16 protein-coding genes are annotated in these 17,229 nt (G+C 66.5%); 9 read left to right on the top strand and 7 right to left on the bottom strand.

The genetic code is table 11. From position 1 onward, the window contains the following. Positions 1 to 30 precede the first annotated feature (30 nt). On the top strand, positions 31 to 1,005 hold the full coding sequence (locus tag ACU0DV_RS04925; protein ID WP_446241151.1) for a Gfo/Idh/MocA family protein: 975 nt from the start codon (positions 31 to 33) through the stop codon (positions 1,003 to 1,005). 46 nt (positions 1,006 to 1,051) lie between these two features. Here ACU0DV_RS04925 and ACU0DV_RS04920 read toward each other — a convergent pair whose 3' ends face one another. Then, the gene (locus ACU0DV_RS04920) at positions 1,052 to 2,020 is read right to left on the bottom strand and encodes an NADPH:quinone oxidoreductase family protein (protein ID WP_446241150.1); all 969 of its coding nucleotides are present in this window, start codon (positions 2,018 to 2,020) and stop codon (positions 1,052 to 1,054) included. A gap of 282 nt (positions 2,021 to 2,302) precedes the next feature. On the opposite strand from ACU0DV_RS04920, the gene ACU0DV_RS04915 reads away from it, so the two are divergent. The 4 genes from ACU0DV_RS04915 (at position 2,303) to ACU0DV_RS04900 (ending at position 5,305) form a co-directional block, all read left to right on the top strand. Then, entirely contained in the window at positions 2,303 to 2,674 is a 372-nt protein-coding gene (locus ACU0DV_RS04915) for a helix-turn-helix domain-containing protein (protein ID WP_100929826.1), read from the top strand. Positions 2,675 to 2,747: 73 nt separating this feature from the next. Continuing rightward, a complete protein-coding gene (hisN, locus tag ACU0DV_RS04910; RefSeq protein WP_446241149.1) occupies positions 2,748 to 3,530 on the top strand; it encodes a histidinol-phosphatase in 783 nt (260 codons plus the stop codon). Between the two features lie 12 nt (positions 3,531 to 3,542). After that, entirely contained in the window at positions 3,543 to 4,883 is a 1,341-nt protein-coding gene (locus ACU0DV_RS04905; RefSeq protein ID WP_446241148.1) for an 8-oxoguanine deaminase, read from the top strand. Further along, positions 4,880 to 5,305, top strand: a complete 426-nt coding sequence (locus ACU0DV_RS04900) for a CAP domain-containing protein (RefSeq protein ID WP_446241147.1) — start codon at positions 4,880 to 4,882, stop codon at positions 5,303 to 5,305. The genes ACU0DV_RS04905 and ACU0DV_RS04900 overlap by 4 nt, the downstream gene beginning before the upstream one ends. Before the next feature lie 6 nt (positions 5,306 to 5,311). On the opposite strand, the gene guaD is transcribed toward ACU0DV_RS04900, so the two are convergent. Then, entirely contained in the window at positions 5,312 to 6,598 is a 1,287-nt protein-coding gene (gene guaD, locus ACU0DV_RS04895; protein WP_446241146.1) for a guanine deaminase, read from the bottom strand. A gap of 125 nt (positions 6,599 to 6,723) precedes the next feature. Between guaD and mgtE the strand changes: the two genes are divergently transcribed. After that, on the top strand, positions 6,724 to 8,127 hold the full coding sequence (gene mgtE / locus ACU0DV_RS04890) for a magnesium transporter (RefSeq protein WP_100929831.1): 1,404 nt from the start codon (positions 6,724 to 6,726) through the stop codon (positions 8,125 to 8,127). Then, positions 8,124 to 8,678: a 5-formyltetrahydrofolate cyclo-ligase gene (locus tag ACU0DV_RS04885; protein ID WP_446241145.1), complete on the top strand. Its 555-nt coding sequence runs from the start codon at positions 8,124 to 8,126 to the stop codon at positions 8,676 to 8,678. Before mgtE ends, ACU0DV_RS04885 begins: the two co-directional genes overlap by 4 nt. Positions 8,679 to 8,721: 43 nt before the next feature. Here ACU0DV_RS04885 and purD read toward each other — a convergent pair whose 3' ends face one another. Then, a complete protein-coding gene (gene purD, locus ACU0DV_RS04880) occupies positions 8,722 to 9,984 on the bottom strand; it encodes a phosphoribosylamine--glycine ligase (protein WP_446241144.1) in 1,263 nt (420 codons plus the stop codon). Between the two features lie 163 nt (positions 9,985 to 10,147). Here purD and xseA point away from each other — a divergent pair, with 163 nt between their 5' ends. Both xseA and phaR read left to right on the top strand, forming a co-directional pair. Continuing rightward, positions 10,148 to 11,689, top strand: coding sequence for an exodeoxyribonuclease VII large subunit (gene xseA, locus ACU0DV_RS04875; RefSeq protein WP_446241143.1), 1,542 nt, complete (start codon positions 10,148 to 10,150; stop codon positions 11,687 to 11,689). A gap of 136 nt (positions 11,690 to 11,825) precedes the next feature. Next, on the top strand, positions 11,826 to 12,371 hold the full coding sequence (gene phaR / locus ACU0DV_RS04870) for a polyhydroxyalkanoate synthesis repressor PhaR (protein ID WP_446241142.1): 546 nt from the start codon (positions 11,826 to 11,828) through the stop codon (positions 12,369 to 12,371). A 74-nt stretch (positions 12,372 to 12,445) separates the two neighbouring features. Here the strand turns inward: phaR and ACU0DV_RS04865 are convergent, their stop codons facing one another. The 4 genes from ACU0DV_RS04865 to ACU0DV_RS04850 all read right to left on the bottom strand — a co-directional run bounded on the left by ACU0DV_RS04865 (position 12,446) and on the right by ACU0DV_RS04850 (position 17,220). Next, complete coding sequence (locus ACU0DV_RS04865) at positions 12,446 to 13,651, bottom strand: DegT/DnrJ/EryC1/StrS family aminotransferase (RefSeq protein WP_370313311.1); 1,206 nt, start codon at positions 13,649 to 13,651, stop codon at positions 12,446 to 12,448. A 129-nt stretch (positions 13,652 to 13,780) separates the two neighbouring features. Beyond that, entirely contained in the window at positions 13,781 to 15,082 is a 1,302-nt protein-coding gene (locus ACU0DV_RS04860; protein ID WP_446241141.1) for an NAD(P)/FAD-dependent oxidoreductase, read from the bottom strand. Positions 15,083 to 15,181: 99 nt separating this feature from the next. After that, positions 15,182 to 16,540 (bottom strand): glutamine synthetase family protein, encoded by a 1,359-nt coding sequence (locus tag ACU0DV_RS04855; protein ID WP_100929838.1) that lies wholly within the window; start codon positions 16,538 to 16,540, stop codon positions 15,182 to 15,184. Further along, entirely contained in the window at positions 16,537 to 17,220 is a 684-nt protein-coding gene (locus ACU0DV_RS04850) for a type 1 glutamine amidotransferase (protein WP_446241140.1), read from the bottom strand. The genes ACU0DV_RS04855 and ACU0DV_RS04850 overlap by 4 nt, the downstream gene beginning before the upstream one ends. Positions 17,221 to 17,229 lie beyond the last annotated feature (9 nt).

Here is a 17,229-nt window from a genome sequence, read left to right as displayed (position 1 = left end):
AGCGTGAGCGCAAACACCAGGGAGCTGACGATGACAGATCACGTGAGATGGGGCATCCTCGGCGCGGCAAAGTTCGCGCGCGAGCACATGGGACCGGCCATCAACCAGGCGCGCCGCGGGCGGCTTTGTGCGCTTGCCACATCGAGCGAGGAAAAGGCCGCGCCGTTTGCAGAGCGCGCGCCGGGGCTGAAGGTGCACCTCTCCTACGACGACCTGCTGGCCGATCCGGAGATCGACGCGGTCTACATCCCTCTGCCGAACCACCTGCACGTCGAATGGGCGGTGAAGGCGCTGGAGGCGGGCAAACACGTGCTGGTCGAGAAGCCGCTGGCCATGCAGGCCGCCGACTTCGCGCCGGTGATCGCCGCCCGGGATGCCACCGGAAAACTCGCGGCAGAGGCCTACATGGTCGTGCACCACCCCCAGTGGAAGAAGGCCAAGGCGCTCTATGAAGAGGGGGCCATCGGCGCGCTCAAGCGTGTTTCCGTCGCCTTCTCCTATGACAACAGCAGCGACGGCGAGAACATCCGCAACCGTCCGGAGACCGGCGGCGGCGCGGTGCCCGACATCGGCGTCTACGCCTACGGAACGGTTCGCTTCGTGACGGGCGAGGAGCCGCAGGCGATCCTGTCGACGGAAATCGAGCGGGAGAACGGCGTCGATGTCTGGAGCCACATCACCGCGCGCTTCCCCTCGTTCCATTATACAGGCGTGGTGTCGATGCGGATGGCGCCCTGGCAGGAGGTGGTTTTCCACGGCGACGGCGGCGTGATGCGCCTGACAACGCCCTTCAACGCGGCGGTTTACGGGCAGGCCGAGGTGGAGGTGCAGGGCAAGGACCTGAAGGTGACAAGGTGGCGGTTCCCGTCCGACAATCACTACGTCCATCAGGTCGAGGCGTTCAATGCATCGGTGCTGGACGGCGCGCCCTATCCCTGTCCGCTAGAATTCTCCCGCGGGACGCAGGAGATGATCGACATGATCTGGGCGGCCGAAAAGGCGTGAGGACGGACCGGGGCGCGGTTTTGCGCCCCGGCCCTTTGGGTCGCGATCACATCTCCTGAATGGTGATGACCACCTTGCCGGTCGACTTGCGGTCGCGCAAAAGAGCCAGCCCTTCCGCCGCTTGATCGAGCGGGTAGGTGTGGCTGACATGCGGCTTGAGCCGGCCCGCGCCATGCCACTCCATCAGCGTCGCGAGCGACCCGGTCAGGATGTCTGGCCGGAAGGCGAGGTAACCGCCCCAGTAGACGCCCAGCACGGAGAGGTTCTTGACCAGCAGGTGGTTCGTCTTGACCTGCGGCACGTCGCCGGATGCGAAGCCGATCGGCAGCAGGCGCGCCTCGGGATTGCAGGCGCGGAAGGCGGCCTCCCACTGTTCGCCACCAACGGGATCATAGACCACATCCGCACCGCCGAGCGCCTTCACCTCGGCCCGTATGTCCTGTGTCCGCGCGTCGATCAGGTGGTCTGCACCGGCCGCTTTCGCGGCCTCCAGCTTATCGGTGCCGCGGGCACAGGCGATGACCGTCGCGCCCATCAGCTTGCCGATCTCCACCGCCGTCAGCCCGACACCCCCGGCAGCGCCCAGCACCAGAAGGGTCTCTCCCGGTTGCAGGCGCGCGCGGTGATCGAGGGCGACATGGCTGGTGCCATAGGCGATCTGGAAGGCCGCGGCGGTGGTGAAGTCCATTGTATCCGGCAGACGGACGGCGCGGGTGGCATCGAAACAGGCCATCTCGGCCAGACCGCCTTGCCCGCCGAAGACCGCCACACGGTCCCCCGGAGCGAAGTTTTCGACACCCTCACCGAGCGAATCAACCACGCCGGCGACCTCCATACCGAGTACGAAAGGACAGTCCGGAGTATCCTGATAGGTACCCTTGATCATCAAAAGGTCGGCGAAATTCAGGCCGCAGGCGGCGACTCGAATCCGAATCTCTCCCGGTCCCGGGGTCGGTACCTCGATTTCTTTCAACTCCGGTGCGGAGTCCGGAGAAAATTTAACGTACGCACGCATAGGTGCCTCCTATCCTTTTGCGCCGGAAGATCGACGAATTCCTCGCGCCTTGGACGCGTAATGTGCAGTCCAAATTTATTAACAGCAACAATTCCTGTTTTTTTTCAACTTTGTGTTGTTATTCGTTCGCGTTTACCATTATTAGGCGGTTGTGTGTCTTGATATGAGTGACCGTTTTGATGTAGCACATCAGGCCATACACGTGCAGGATGAGGCTGGTCGGACGGTCTGAAGATAACCGGGTCTCTCATTTGGCCAAACCTTAGAACAGGAAGACACACGATGGCGCATCCCGTTGACGTTCATGTTGGAAAACGTATTAGACATCGCCGCTGGCTGGTGGGCATGACCCAGCAACAGCTGGCCGAAAAAGTGGGTATCAAGTTCCAGCAGATCCAGAAGTACGAAACGGGTGCGAACCGTGTCAGTGCCTCCCGCCTTTGGGACATCGCAGATGCGCTCGACGTTCCGGTGAGCTTCTTCTTCGAAGGCATCGAAAACGAGAATTCCGAAGTTGCTTCTGGCGACAACGTCCCGGCGGATATCCTTGGCGACAAGGAAGCACTCGACCTCGTGCGGTCCTACTACGCGATCCCCGAGAACCAGCGACGCCGTCTTTTCGAACTCGCCCGCGTCCTGTCCGACGTGGCTTGAGCCGCCGCGCCGCCTGCGATAGCCCCTGACAGGGCGAAGCGTACGGAGGCGACAGGTGGACATTTCAGGACGATTGGCCGAAGATTTGATCGGCACTGCGCACGCCCTTGCAGATGCAGCCGGGGCGGCGATACTCCCCTACTTCAGATCAGCCGGGCTGACTGCGGACAACAAGCTGACGGACGGGTTCGATCCCGTGACCGCCGCTGACCGCGCCGCCGAAGAGGCGATGCGCAAGGTCCTGGCAGAACGCCGGCCCGACGACGCGATCCTTGGCGAGGAATACGGCACGCAATCCGGCACCAGTGGGCTGACATGGGTGCTCGACCCGATCGACGGGACGCGTGGCTTCCTTGCCGGAACCCCGACATGGGGCGTGCTCGTGGCGCTGTCGGACGACACCGGCCCGCGCTATGGCATCGTCGACCAGCCCTACATGGGCGAACGCTTTTCCGGCGGGCTGGGGCAGGCGGCGTGGCGTGGTCCGCGCGGGCAGGGCCCAATGGTCACACGGCGAACCTCCGGCCTCGAAAACGCCCTGCTTTTCACCACCTTCCCCGAAGTCGGCCAGCCGCAGGACCGCGCCGGTTTCGAAGCCGTTGCGGCCCGCGCCAAACTGGTGCGCTATGGCATGGACTGCTACGCCTACGCATTGCTGGCGGCCGGGCAGATCGACCTCGTCATCGAGGCCGGGCTACAGGCCTACGACATCCAGGCCCCCATCGCCGTGATCGAGGCGGCGGGCGGGATCGTGACGGACTGGGCGGGCGGGCCGGTGCATGACGGCGGTCGCGCTCTGGCGGCGGCGAACCCGGAATTGCACGCGGCGGCGCTGGAGATCCTGAAAGGCTATTGAGGAGCCGCCGCAATGCCCGAGATCCTGATCCGCAATGCCCGCCACCTCCTGACCATGGACGATGCCGGAACGGAGACGACCGGCACGGACATCCGTTTGCGCGATGGGATCATCGCAGAGATCGGCACCGGCCTTGCCACAACGGGAGAGGTCATCGACGCGGCGACCTGCGTCGTGACGCCGGGCCTCGTGAACACGCATCACCACCTTTACCAGACGCTCACCCGTGCGGTGCCCGGCGGACAGGATGCCCTGCTCTTTGGCTGGTTGCAGACGCTTTACCCGATCTGGGCGCGCTTCGGTCCCGAGGAGATATTTGTCTCGGCGCAGATCGGTCTGGCCGAACTGGCGCTGACCGGCTGCACGCTGACTTCCGATCATCTCTACCTCTATCCCAACGGCGCCCGGCTGGACGACACCATCGCGGCGGCGGGCGAGGTCGGGCTGCGGTTCCATCCGACCCGCGGTGCCATGAGCATTGGAGAAAGCGACGGCGGCCTGCCGCCCGACAGCCTCGTGGAACGGGAAGCGGCCATCCTCGAAGACTGCATCCGCGTGGTCGACGCCTTCCACGATCCCCGCGACGGCGCCATGGTCCGCGTCGGCATCGCCCCCTGTTCGCCTTTCTCGGTCAGCCGGGACCTGATGCGCGACGCGGCTCTGCTGGCCCGCGACAAGGGCGTGATGCTGCACACCCATCTCGCCGAGAACGACGAGGACATCGCCTACAGCGAGGCGCATTTCGGTTGTCGGCCGGGTCAATACGCTGAGGATCTCGGCTGGACCGGCGACGACGTCTGGCACGCGCATTGCGTGAAGCTCGACACGACGGAGATCGACCTCTTCGCCCGCAGCCGCACCGGGGTCGCCCATTGCCCCTGTTCCAACTGCCGCCTCGGATCTGGCATCGCGCCGGTCCGCGCCATGCGCGATGCGGGCGTGAAGGTGGGTCTCGGGGTGGATGGCTCGGCCTCGAACGACGCAGGGAGCCTCGTGGCCGAGGCGCGGCAGGCCATGCTGCTGCAGCGTGTCGTCCGCGGCGCCGACGCCATGAGCGCGCGCGAGGCACTGCGCATCGCGACGCGCGGCGGGGCAGAGGTGCTGGGCCGCCACGACTGCGGTCAGATTGTTGTGGGCAAGCGCGCGGACATCGCACTGTGGGACGTGTCGGGCATCGAGTCCGCAGGAAGCTGGGACCCAGCTGCGCTGTTGCTGGCGGGGCCGCCCAAGGTCCGACACCTTCTGGTTGAGGGGCGGCAGGTGGTCCGGGACGGGCAGGTGGTGACTTTCGATCTGGACGCTGCCATAAAAAGGCAGAATGCGCTTGTGCGTCGTTTGGAGAATATTCTGTGAAAATCCTTTATGGACTGTGTCTTGCGGCTATTCTTGCCGCCGGTGCTGCCACCGCCCAACCCGTCCGCCAGATGCTGAACGGCCTGCGCGCCGAAGAAGGGCTGGACCAGGTCAATCCCTCGCCCCGCCTGGAAGAGGCGGCCAAGGCGCATGCGCTCGACATGTCCCGCAAGGGTTTCTTTTCGCACGAGGGCTCGGACGGCAGTGACGTCATGACCCGCGTCAGGCGGCAGGGTTACCGGGCCTGCGCCGTGGCCGAGAACATCGCCAAGGGCCAGAAGACCCTGTCCGAGGTGCTGGGCGACTGGATCGCTTCCCCGCCGCACCGCGAAAATATGGTGAAGCCGGAGGTCAGGGAATACGGACTGGTCCGCGCGCCGGGCGATGTCTGGGTGCTGGTGCTGGGCCGCGACGGCTGCTGAGGCGCCTCACGCTTTGGACGGTTTGCCCATCACATAGGTCTGCGCGATCGCGCGGTCGTCGCCCATTATGATCGTCGGGAAGAGCGCCTCCCAGATGGTTTCCGCTACGGCGGAGCGCTGCGCAATGGCCGGGGTGGAGGCGAGGTCGAGGACGACGAAATCCGCCTCCGCGCCCGGTTCCAGCCGACCGATCCTGTCCTGACGCAGGGCGCGGGCAGAGCCTTCGGTCGCAAGCCACAGCAGTTCTGCCGGGTGCAGCGCCCGGCCACGCAGCTGCGCGATCTCGTAGGCCGCCGCCATGGTCCGCAGCATCGAGAAGGAGGACCCGCCGCCCGTGTCGGTGGCGAGCCCGATCCGGGGCCCCTCTGCCATCAGCCCGTCCATGTCGAACAGCCCGGAGCCGATGAACGTGTTGGACGTCGGGCAATGAACCAATGCGGCGCCGACCTCGCGCAGCCGGTCGCGTTCGCGCGGCTCAAGGTGGATCGCGTGCCCGTAGAGACCATTGGCCCCGAGCAACCCGTGCGCCTCGTAGGTGTCGAGGTAATCGCGCGCCTCCGGGAAAAGCCCTTTGACCCACGTGATTTCTTCGGTCTGCTCGGACAGGTGGGTCTGCATCAGGCAGTCGGGATGCTCGGCCCAAAGCGCGCCAAGGGCCGAGAGTTGTTCGGGCGTCGACGTGGGTGAGAAGCGGGGCGTGATGACGTAGGACGCCCGCCCGCGCCCATGCCAGCGGCTCAGCAGTGCCTTGCTGTCATCGTAGGCGCTTTGCACTGTGTCGCGCAGCGTGTCCGGCGCGTTGCGGTCCATGCAGGTCTTGCCCGCGAACACCCGCATGCCGCGTGCCTCAGCCGCTTCGAAGATCGCATCGACGGAGGCCGGGTGGATCGTGCAATAGGTGCAGACCGTGGTCGTGCCATGCGCGAGCAACAGGTCGAGGTATCGCCCCGCGATCTCTTGCGCGTAGGAAGGGTCTTGGAACCGGCTTTCTTCGGGGAAGGTGTAGGTGTTCAGCCAGTCGATCAGCCGTTTGCCCCAGCTCGCGATCATTGCGGTTTGCGGGTAATGCGCATGGGCGTCCACGAAGCCGGGAAGGATCAGCCCGCTACCATGGTCGCGCACCGTCGCGTCAGGGTGACGTTTTCTGAGCGCGTCCGCCCCGCCAACTTCTGCAATCTTGCCGTCAACGACCAGAATCGCGCCCGAAGTGACGTGTTCGGCCGCTTCGATCCCCTCCTTGAAGGGGTCTGCGCTGAAACGGATCAATTGCCCGAGATGCAGCTCTGATGTCATCGCGATCTCCTTCCCGCGCAGTCCGGGCAAACCCTATGGGGCCGCTGCGAAAAGGACAATCTGCCCTGTTGCTTTCCGGGCGCTTGACCTAGTCTCCGTGACAAGAAACGCGGAAGGGCAGGCACATGGCGCAGGAAAGCGAGGCAGTGGCCGACGAGGACGCGCGGGAAGAGGCGCGCGACGAGGGATACGACCTCGACCGCAAGGCTGTCGCGCGGATTCTGTACGCCGTAGACACCGACGACCGGGAGCAGCTTGTCGAGCTCATGGAGCCGCTGCACCCGGCCGACATCGCCGACCTTCTGGAACAGGTGAACGCCTACGACCGGATGCGGCTGATCCGGCTTTACGGGCACGAGATGGACGGCGACATCCTCTCGGAACTCGACGAGGCGCTGCGCGAGGAAGTCATCGGCATCCTCACGCCGCAGGTGTTGGCCGAGGCGGTCCGCGAGCTCGATTCCGACGACGTGGTCGATCTGATCGAGGACCTCGACACGCCGCAGCAGACAGCGATCCTCGACGTACTTCCGGAAAGCGAACGGGCCGCGGTCGAGCAGTCGCTGGCCTACCCGGAGTTCTCCGCCGGCCGTCTCATGCAGCGCGAGGTCGTCATGGCCCCCGAGCATTGGAGTGTCGGCGAGGCCATCGATTTCCTGCGTTCGTCCAAGAGCCTGCCAGAGCAGTTCTACCATATCGTGCTGGTCGATCCGCGCCTGCGGCCGGTCGGCAACGTCACTCTCGGGCGGCTCATGTCGTCCAAGCGCGACGTGACCCTGAAGTCGATCCAGGAGGAGTCGTTCCACACCATCCCGGTGATGCAGTACGAGGGCGAGGTCGCATATGCCTTCAACCAGTACCACCTGATCTCCGCCCCGGTCGTGGATGAGAACGACCGCCTCGTCGGACAGATCACCATCGACGACGCCATGGCGGTGCTCGACGAGGAGAACGAGGAAGACATCCTGCGGCTGGCCGGTGTGGACGGCGAAAGCCGCCTGTCGGACAAGGTGGTCGATACAGTCAAGCGCCGCATTCCCTGGCTGGCGGTCAATCTCGTTACGGCGGTTCTGGCCAGCCTTGTCATCGCGCAGTTCGAAGCGGCCATCGCCGAGATCGTCGCGCTGGCGGTCCTGATGCCCATTGTCGCCTCCATGGGGGGGAACGCCGGGACGCAGTCGCTGACCGTTGCGGTGCGTGCGCTGGCGACCAAGGACCTCACCGGCTCCAACTTGTGGCGGGTGATCCGCCGTGAAGGCGTGGTCGGCCTGATCAACGGCGTGGCCTTCGCGGTCATCATGGGGATCGTCGGCATCATCTGGTTCGGCTCGCCTGCCCTGGGCGGGGTGATCGCATCGGCGATGGTCATCAACCTCGTGATCGCAGGTCTGGCGGGGATCATCATCCCGGTGGTGCTTGAAAAGGTGGGCGTCGATCCCGCGCTCGCCTCCGGCGCCTTCGTCACCACCGTCACGGATGTGGTCGGCTTCTTCGCCTTCCTCGGGCTCGCCGTTGTGGTGCTGCTGTGACGCTGGAAGAGCGCAAGGCGGCCGCCCGCAAGGCGGCCTTTGCTGCACGAAAAGCGGCGTTCGAGGCACGGTTGCCGGGCCAGGCGGGACGTCTGAGCGAGATACTGGCAGGGCATCGCGGGGTGCCTTTGTCGGGCTACATGGCCATCCGCACGGAGATCGACCCGCTCGCCGCCATGGCCGAGGCCTCGGCCTACGGTCCTGTCGGCGTGCCCGTGATCGACGGACCGGGGCTGCCGCTCAGCTTTTCCGTCTGGGAGCCGGACTGCGAGATGACGGACGGACCCTTCGGCGCGCGCATCCCGTCGGCGGGCATGGCGATGGTGCCGGAGATCCTCATCGTGCCGCTGGTTGCCTTCAGTCGGAGCGGGGGGCGTTTGGGATATGGCGGCGGCTTCTACGACCGCACGCTGGAGCGGCTGCGGGCGAAACGACCGACCCTTGCCATCGGCTTCGCGTTTGCCGGTCAGGAGATGGATGATCTGCCGCTGGAGGACACGGACCAGCCGCTCGACCTGATCGTGACCGAGCGGGAGATCATCGAGCCCTGAAGCCGGCCCCTTTCCGTCAGGGCCTGCCCCGGCGGTGCAGGTGTCAGAGCGCCCGCCAGCCGATGTCGCGGCGGCAGAACCCTTCCGGCCAGTCGACCGCATCGACCATCGCGTAGGCCCGGTCGCGGGCCTCCTGCAGCGTGGCGCCGCGTGCCGTTGCGTTCAGGACGCGCCCGCCGGTAGCCGTTACCGCGCCGTCGGCCTCGGTCGTGCCGGCATGGAACATGACGTTGAAGCTGTCCTCGGGCAGGGCGTCCAGCCCGCGGATCACGGTGCCCTTCTTGTAGCTGCCGGGGTAGCCGTCGGCTGCCATGACGACGGTCATGGCGTGGTCGTCGGCCCAGTTGACCTGTGCATCGGCAAGCCGCCCATCGGCGCAGGCGTGGATCAGGTCCAGTGCCTGAGCGCCCAACCGCAGCATCAGGACCTGGCATTCCGGATCGCCGAACCGCACGTTGTACTCCACCAGCCGCGGCTGGCCGTCTTCGATCATCAGGCCAACGTAAAGGACCCCCTGGTAGGGCGTGCCGCGCCGGACCATCTCGGCCATGCAGGGGCGCACGATCTCGTCCAGCGCCTTCGCGGTCACGGCATCGTCCATGATCGGGGCGGGAGAGTAGGCGCCCATGCCGCCGGTGTTCGGGCCGGTGTCGCCTTCGCCCACCCGCTTGTGGTCCTGCGCCGTTCCGACCGGCAGGCAGGTTTCGCCATCGACAAGGACAAAGAAGGACGCCTCTTCGCCGGTCATGAATTCCTCGATCACCACCTCGGCACCTGCGCCGCGGAAGGCACCGCCGAACATCTCGTCGACTGCCGCGCAGGCCTCGTCGAGGGTTTCGGCGATGATGACGCCCTTGCCCGCGGCCAGACCGTCCGCCTTGACCACGACAGGGGCGGTTCCTGCACGAATATGGGCCTTTGCTGCATCGGCGTCGGTGAAATGTCCGTAGGCGGCGGTGGGCGCGCCGCAGGCGTCGCAGATTTCCTTGGTGAAGCTCTTGGAGGCTTCGAGCCGTGCCGCCGCTGCCGAGGGGCCGAAGACAGACAGGCCGGCCTCCCGCAGCCGGTCTGCGACGCCCGCCGCCAGGGGGGCCTCCGGTCCGACGATCACCAGGTCGATGGCGTTGTCGGAAGCGAATTCCGCGACCACGCCGCCGTCCTCGATGTCGATACGTGCGCATTCCGCGATCTGCGCGATGCCCGCGTTGCCCGGTGCGACGATCAGCTTGTCGCATTTCGGGTTCTGGAGCGCGGCCCATGCCAGGGCGTGTTCGCGTCCGCCGCTGCCGAGGATGAGGATGTTCATGTGCGTGCTCCTGTGTTGCAGTCGGGGCGGATGGCCTGGGCGGGACCGGGGGCCAGCCCCCGGACCCCCGAGGTATTTGTCACCAAGATGAAGGACGGGGGCGCTTTTGATCGGTTTACGGGTGCTTTAAGGTTCGCGGGAAGTGAGGGCAAGAGAGCGTGGCATGGACCTGATCGACGACGGCACGAATGGCAACACGCCGGAATTCTCGGTCTCCGAGCTTTCGGGCGCGGTGAAGCGCGTGATCGAGGGGGAGTTCGGTTTCGTCCGGGTGCGGGGCGAGGTGGGGCGCGTGTCGCGACCGCGCTCCGGGCACGTGTACCTGGACCTGAAGGACGACCGGTCGGTGATCTCCGGGGTGATGTGGAAGGGCGTGGCGTCGCGCCTGCAGACCCAGCCGGAGGAGGGGATGGAGGTGGTGGCCACCGGACGGCTGACCACCTTCCCGGGGCAGTCGAAGTACCAGATCGTGCTGGAGGATATCCGTCCGGCAGGCGCGGGCGCGCTGATGGCGATGCTGGAAAAGCGCAAGGCGGCGCTGGCGGCGGAAGGCCTGTTCGACGCCGGGCGCAAGAAACCCTTGCCTTACCTGCCGGACATCATCGGTGTCGTGACCTCGCCTTCGGGCGCGGTCATCCGGGATATCCTGCACAGGCTGCGCGATCGTTTCCCGCGCAAGGTGCTGATCTGGCCGGTGGCGGTGCAGGGTGCGGCCTGCGCGCCGGAGGTGGCCCGGGCCATCGAGGGGTTCAACCGCTTCCAGCGCGGCGGTCCCTTGCCGCGTCCGGACCTGCTGATCGTGGCAAGGGGGGGCGGCTCCGTCGAGGACCTCTGGGGATTCAACGAGGAGGTCGTGGCGCGGGCGGCGGCGGCTTCCGACATCCCTCTGATATCCGCGGTGGGGCACGAGACCGACACCACGCTTATCGACTTCGTGTCCGACCGCCGGGCGCCGACGCCCACTGCCGCCGCCGAACTGGCGGTGCCGGTACGGATGGAACTTGCTGCACAGATCCGGGATTTCGGTGCACGAATGACCCGCGCGATGGGCCTCAGGATCGAGCATCGCGGGCAGCGGCTGCGCGATCTGGCGCGTGCGCTTCCCCGCCCGGAGGAACTGGTCGAAGGGCCGCGGCAGCGGCTGGATGTCATGGGCGACCGGCTGCCCGCGGCACTGACCCGCGCGGTGGACCGGCAGCGCCTGCGGCTGACCGAAACCGTGGGGTCCCTGCGCCCTGCGATCCTGCGGCGCGCGGTGTCGGTGGAGCGTGGGCGGCTGGATGAGCGCGCGGCCCGCCTTGGCCCGGCGCTGGAACGGGCCATCAAGGTGCGGCGGGACACGCTGGACGCGCGGGCCGCGCGGTTGACGCCGCGTGCCATCCTGCGCGAGATCGGCACCGGGCGCGAGCGGCTGGACCGGTTGTCCCAACGGATGGATGCCGCGCAGGAGGCCCGCCTTCAGGATACCCGTCAGCGGCTGGAGGCCTTGGCCCGCCTGGCCGAGACGCTCTCGTATCGCGCCACGCTCGACCGCGGCTATGCCGTCGTCTGGTCCGAGAGCGGGGTTGTCACCAGCCGGGCCGCTGCGGAGGAGGCCTCCGGGCTGGAGGTGGAATTCGCCGACGGGAGGCTGAAGCTGGGCGGCGGCGCGCCCCAACGCCGCAAGGCAAAACAGGAGCCGCCCGAGCAGGGCAGCCTGTTCTGACGGGCGCGCCTGCCGTAACCCCCTGCCACGTCACGCTTTCAGCGCATGGAAGCCCTGCTCACAGAAGGGTTTCCTTTTCTTCTGCGCTCGCATAGGCTTTGCTGCATCGCTGCATTTTCCGGAGGAGGGGGAACCCGTGGCCGAGACCGAAAAACCGCTTTTGATCAAGCGTTACGCCAGCCGGCGGCTGTACAACACCGAGACCTCCGACTACGTGACGCTGGAGGATATCGCGGGCTTCATTCGCGATGGCCGGGACGTGCAGATCGTCGACCTGAAGTCCGGAGATGACCTGACGCGGCAGTACCTTCTGCAGATCGTGGCGGAGCATGAAAGCAAGGGCGAGTCCGTCCTGCCGATCAACGTGCTGACCGACCTTGTCCGCAGCTACACGACGCAGGCCACCAGCACGGTGCCGCAGTTCTTGGCCCAGACCTTCGAGATGTTCCGCGACAGCCAGTCGAAGTGGGTCGAGAACATGGGCAACATGAACCCGTCCATGGCCAAGAGCCTCGAGGCGATGCAGGCGCAGCAGGAGGCGTTCCTGAAGGCGATGACCGGCGGGGTTGCGGGCTCGACCGGGCCGACGATGGAGACACCGGCCAAGGGCGGGGACGACCTCGGCGATATAAAGAAACAACTGGCCGAGCTTCAGAACAAGCTGTCGAAGCTCGACAAGTAAGCCCGTTGTTCATCGAAGGCGCGCCACCCGGGCCTGCCGGTGCGCGCCTTTCCGATTCCTGAACGCCCGTATTTTCAGGTGCCGTAGGCGCGCTGGTCGCCCATGACGGTCTCGGCGGCGTGGATCAGCACGGCCGCCACCGCATCGCACTCTTCCTCCGTCAGGCGGGCGGGCAGGCGGGTGTCGCAGGCGCACATCAGCATGGCGCGGGTCTTCGGCAGATCGGGCATCTCGGGTAGGAACTGCCAGTTCCAGTAGGCCCGGGCGTTGTCCGTACTCAGCCCAAAGACCTGCACCTTCACTCCGTTGCCCGCCGCGACCGAGACGAAGGCGCGGGTCTGCGCCTCGTCCATGCCGACCACGTTGAACTGGAGCGAGTCCGGGGCGCGCATCTCCGGCTCGAGCCGGGCGGGGACGTGCAGCCAGGGCGAGGCGTCGATCTGCGTGGCCACCCGGTCGTGGTTGCGGCGGCCATCGGTCACTCGGCGCGCGATATGCGGAATTTGAGGACGGATCACCGCTGCCGAGAGGTTCGACATGCGCAGATTGTAGAGCGGCAGGCGGTTCTGCCAGCGGGCAAAGGCGGCCTCCAGCTCGGCGGTGTTGTCGCCGGGGCGCAGGTGCTTCTGCCACATGTGTTCGTATGCGCCGGAGAGGATCACAGCGCGCGCCACCACCTCTGCGTCGTCGGTGATCAGGATGCCGCCTTCGCCGGCGTTCAGCAGCTTGTAGGACTGGAAGCTGAAACAGCCGATCCGGCCAATGGTGCCGATCTTTCGGCCGTGCCAGGTGGTGCCCAGCGAATGGGCCGCGTCCTCGATGACCGGGATGCCCCTCGCATCGCAGAGCGCCATGATCGCGTCCATGTCGGAGGTGTGACCGCGCATGTGCGAGACGATGACCGCCGAGACGCTGTCCAGCTTGGCCGCGAAGTCGTCCATGTCGATGCGGTAGTTGTCGCCGCATTCGCACAGCACGGGGACAAGGTCCGCGTGGATGATCGAGGAGGGCACAGCGGCGAAGGTGAACCCCGGGATCAGCACGCGTGCATCGCGGGGCAGGCCGAGTGCCTTGAGCGACAGGAACAGCGCGGCCGAGCAGGAGGATACGGCGAGCGCGTATTTCACCCCCATCTCGGCGGCGAATTCGCGTTCCAGCAGGGCGACGGGCGCATCTTCGGGCGCGGTGTAACGGAACAGGTCGCCGGATTGCAGCAGGCGGTCGATCTCGGCGCGGGCCTCGGGCGGGATCGGCTCGGCGTCATGCATGTTGGGGAGCATGGTTTTCAAAATCCTTAAGGTCCGTTTTCGGAAATCTAAAACAAGCCGGCGCGCAGCGCAAAGGGTCTTTGCGCCGCAGGACGCGACAGGCAGGGATTTTGTGGCCGATGGGTGACGGGATCGGGGGCGTCAGATGCCGAGGCGGTCGCGCAGCGAGAACCACGTCATCGCCAGCATCAGCAACGGAGAGCGCAAGGCGCCGCCGCCCGGGAAGACTGGAGTGGGGAGGCGGGCGAAGGTGTCGAACCCCTCCGACTGGCCGCGCACGGCCTCTGCCAGAAGGCGCCCGGCCTGCACCGCGTTGCCGACCCCGTGGCCGGAATAGCCCGAGGCCGAGAGCACGTTCGGCCCCAGCCGTGCCAGATGGGGCAGGCGCTTCATGGTGATCGCCAGCGTGCCGCCCCATGCATGGGTCAGGGGGGCGTCGGCGAGGTGGGGGAAGATCCGCGATAGGGGCTTGCGCACCGTGGCACGGATGTCCTTCGGGAACTTGTAGCCATAGCTTTCGCCGCCGCCGAACAGCAGACGCCGGTCCTCGGACAGGCGGAAGTAGTTGACCACGAAGAGGTCGTCGGCCACGGCCACATCGCGCGCCAGCACCCTGTCGGCGGCATCGCCCAGCGGTTCTGTCGCGACGATGAAGTTGTTGATCGGCATGACCCGCGCCGCGACGTTGGTGTCGAGCCCGCCGAGGTAGCCGCCGGTGGCGAGGATCAGGTGGTCGGCCTCGACCCGCCCGGCCTCGGTCTGTACGGTTACGCGGGCGCCTTCCTTGATGTGGTGCACCGCCGAGCGTTCGAAGATCCGTGCGCCCGCGCCGTCTGCCGCCCGGGCCAGCCCCAGCGCCAGCTTCAGGGGGTGCAGGTGCGCGGCGCCCATGTCGAGCATCCCGCCGCAATAGGCCGGGGAGGGGCAGATCGCGTGGAACGCGTCCTTGTCCATCGCCTCTATCTGGTAGCCGTACTGGTCGCCCATGTGTGCGGCGTAGCGGTGCATCCAGTCGGCGGAGTCAGCCGAGGTCGCGGCCCAGGCCACACCCGGTTTCAGCGCGCAGTCGATGTCATGCCGCGCAATCAGGTCGCGGACCAGCGCCTTGGCATCCTCGCCCAGGTCCCAGAGGCGCCGCGCCTCTTCCGGGCCGACCATCTTTTCCAGCGTGAACTGGTCCTGCCGTTGGCCGGACCCCAACTGCCCGCCGTTGCGCCCGGAGGCGCCGAAGCCCACGCGATGCGCCTCGACCAGAACCACGTCCAGACCGGTTTCGGCCAGGTGCAGCGCTGCCGACAGGCCGGTGTAGCCGCCGCCGACCACGCAGACGTCCGCCTGAACGGTGCCCTTGAGCACCGGGTAAGGCGGCAGCGGTTCCGCCGTATCTGCGTACCAGCTTTGCGGGTATTCGCCGCGGCGATCATTTGAAAACAACAGGTTCACGCGACCTCCACATGTCTTTGGCCACACGCCGGACGGCGACCGGGCGTCATGCGCCCGGCGGTCGGGGTGCGGCGAGGGACAAACCGCCCGCGGCGGGTGTCATACGTTCAGGAGCAGGTGTTCCCGTTCCCAGGGCGAGATCACCTGCAGGAACTCCTCGTACTCCGCCCGCTTGACGATGCCATAGACGCGGCAGAACTCCGGCCCCAGCACCTGGTGCAGGGCGTGGGCCTCCTCGAACAGCTCCAGCGCCTGTCCCAGCACCTGCGGGAAGTCGCCGTCGCCCTCGTAGGCATCGCCCATGAATTCGTCGGAGGGTTCCAGCTCGGCCACCAGCCCGAGGTATCCGCAGGCCAGCGAGGCCGCGATCCCGAGGTAGGGGTTGCAGTCCATGCCCGCGACGCGGTTCTCCACCCGGCGCGCGTCGGGCGAGGCCAGCGGCACGCGGATGCCCGTCGTGCGGTTGTCGCGGCCCCATTCGAGGTTGATGGGCGCGGCGTGGTCCTTCACGTACCGCCGGTAGCTGTTCACGTAGGGCGCCATCACCGCGATAGCCGTCGGCATGTGCCGCTGGAGCCCGCCGATGAAGTGGCGGAACATGGCGGTCTCTTCGCCCTCCGGTCCGGCAAAGACGTTCTGCCCGGTCTCGAGGTCCAGCACCGAATGGTGGATGTGCATGGCCGAGCCGGGCTCGTCCGCGATGGGCTTGGCCATGAAGGTGGCAAAACAGTCGTGCCGCAGCGCCGCCTCGCGGATCAGCCGCTTGAAGTAGAAGACTTCGTCCGCAAGCTTGACCGGGTTGCCGTGCCGCAGGTTGATCTCGAGCTGGCCTGCGCCGCCTTCCTGCGTGATGCCGTCGATCTCGAATCCCTGCGCCTCTGCAAAGTCGTAGATGTCGTCGATCACCGGACCGAACTCGTCCACCGCGGTCATGGAATAGGCCTGCCGCGCCGCTGCCGGACGGCCCGAACGGCCCATCATCGGCTTGATGTCATGCGCCGGGTCGATGTTGCGGGCGACGAGGAAGAATTCCATCTCCGGCGCCACGACCGGTTTCCAGCCCTTGGCTTCGTAAAGGCTCACCACGCGCTTCAGCACGTTGCGCGGCGAGAAGGGGATCGGTTCGCCATGCCGGTCGAAGGCGTCGTGGATCACCTGCAGCGTCCAGTCGCCGGTCCAGGGGGCCGCCGTCGCCGTCGACATGTCCGGCTTCAGGATCATGTCCCGCTCGATGAAGCCGTCTTCGCCTGCGGCCTCGCCCCAGTCGCCGGTGATCGTCTGGTAGAAGATCGAATCCGGCAGGTGGAAGTGTTTCTGCCGGGCGAATTTCGAGGCAGGCACCGCCTTGCCGCGGGCAATGCCCGGCAGGTCGGAGATGATGCACTCCACCTCGTCCAGCCGCCGTTGCGAAAGGTATTCCCGCGCCGCCTCTGGCAGTTCGTCCTCGAATCCGCTCATGAAATCTTCCTTTCCCGGAAGAACCGCGCGAACATCTCGGCGATCTTTCCGCTGTCGAGGGGCGTACCAAGCTTCGCTGCGGCCGCCGCCAGTTTGTCATCCGGCACCACGCCGGGCCCGCGCGTCTCGATCAGGGCGCGGGTGTAGGCGTCATCGAACTCCGGATGCGGCTGCACGCTCACCGCCTTGCCGGGGTAGAGCAGCGCCGCGTGGGTGCAGAAATCGCTCGACGCGATGGTTTCGGACCCGTCGGGGGGCGTGATCACCTGGTCCTGGTGGTAGGCGTGGATCACCCGGTCGCCGTCGGGGAAACGGTAGGTGACGGGGCCGATGGACCAGCCGCCCCGGAACTTCTCGACGTGCCCGCCAAGCGCCTGCGCAATGGCCTGGTGCCCGAAACACACGCCGACCATGGGCTTGTCGGCGGCAAAGGCGTCGCGGATGAACTGCATCAGCGGCTCCATCCACGGATGATCCTCGTAGACCCCGTGACGGGAGCCGGTGATCAGCCAGCCATCCGCATCGTCGACGCTGTCCGGAAAGACGCCGTCGACGACCGACCAGCTTTCGAAGTCGAAGCCGTAGGGTTTCAGCATACGGACGAAGAAATCCGGATATTCGCCGAACTCGGAGACGAGATCAGCAGGAACAGGGCCGGTTTGCAGAATACCGATCTTCATGGATCACCA

Source organism: Sagittula sp. (genome assembly GCF_052825245.1).
This window is presented reverse-complemented; position numbering and strand designations above follow the sequence as displayed.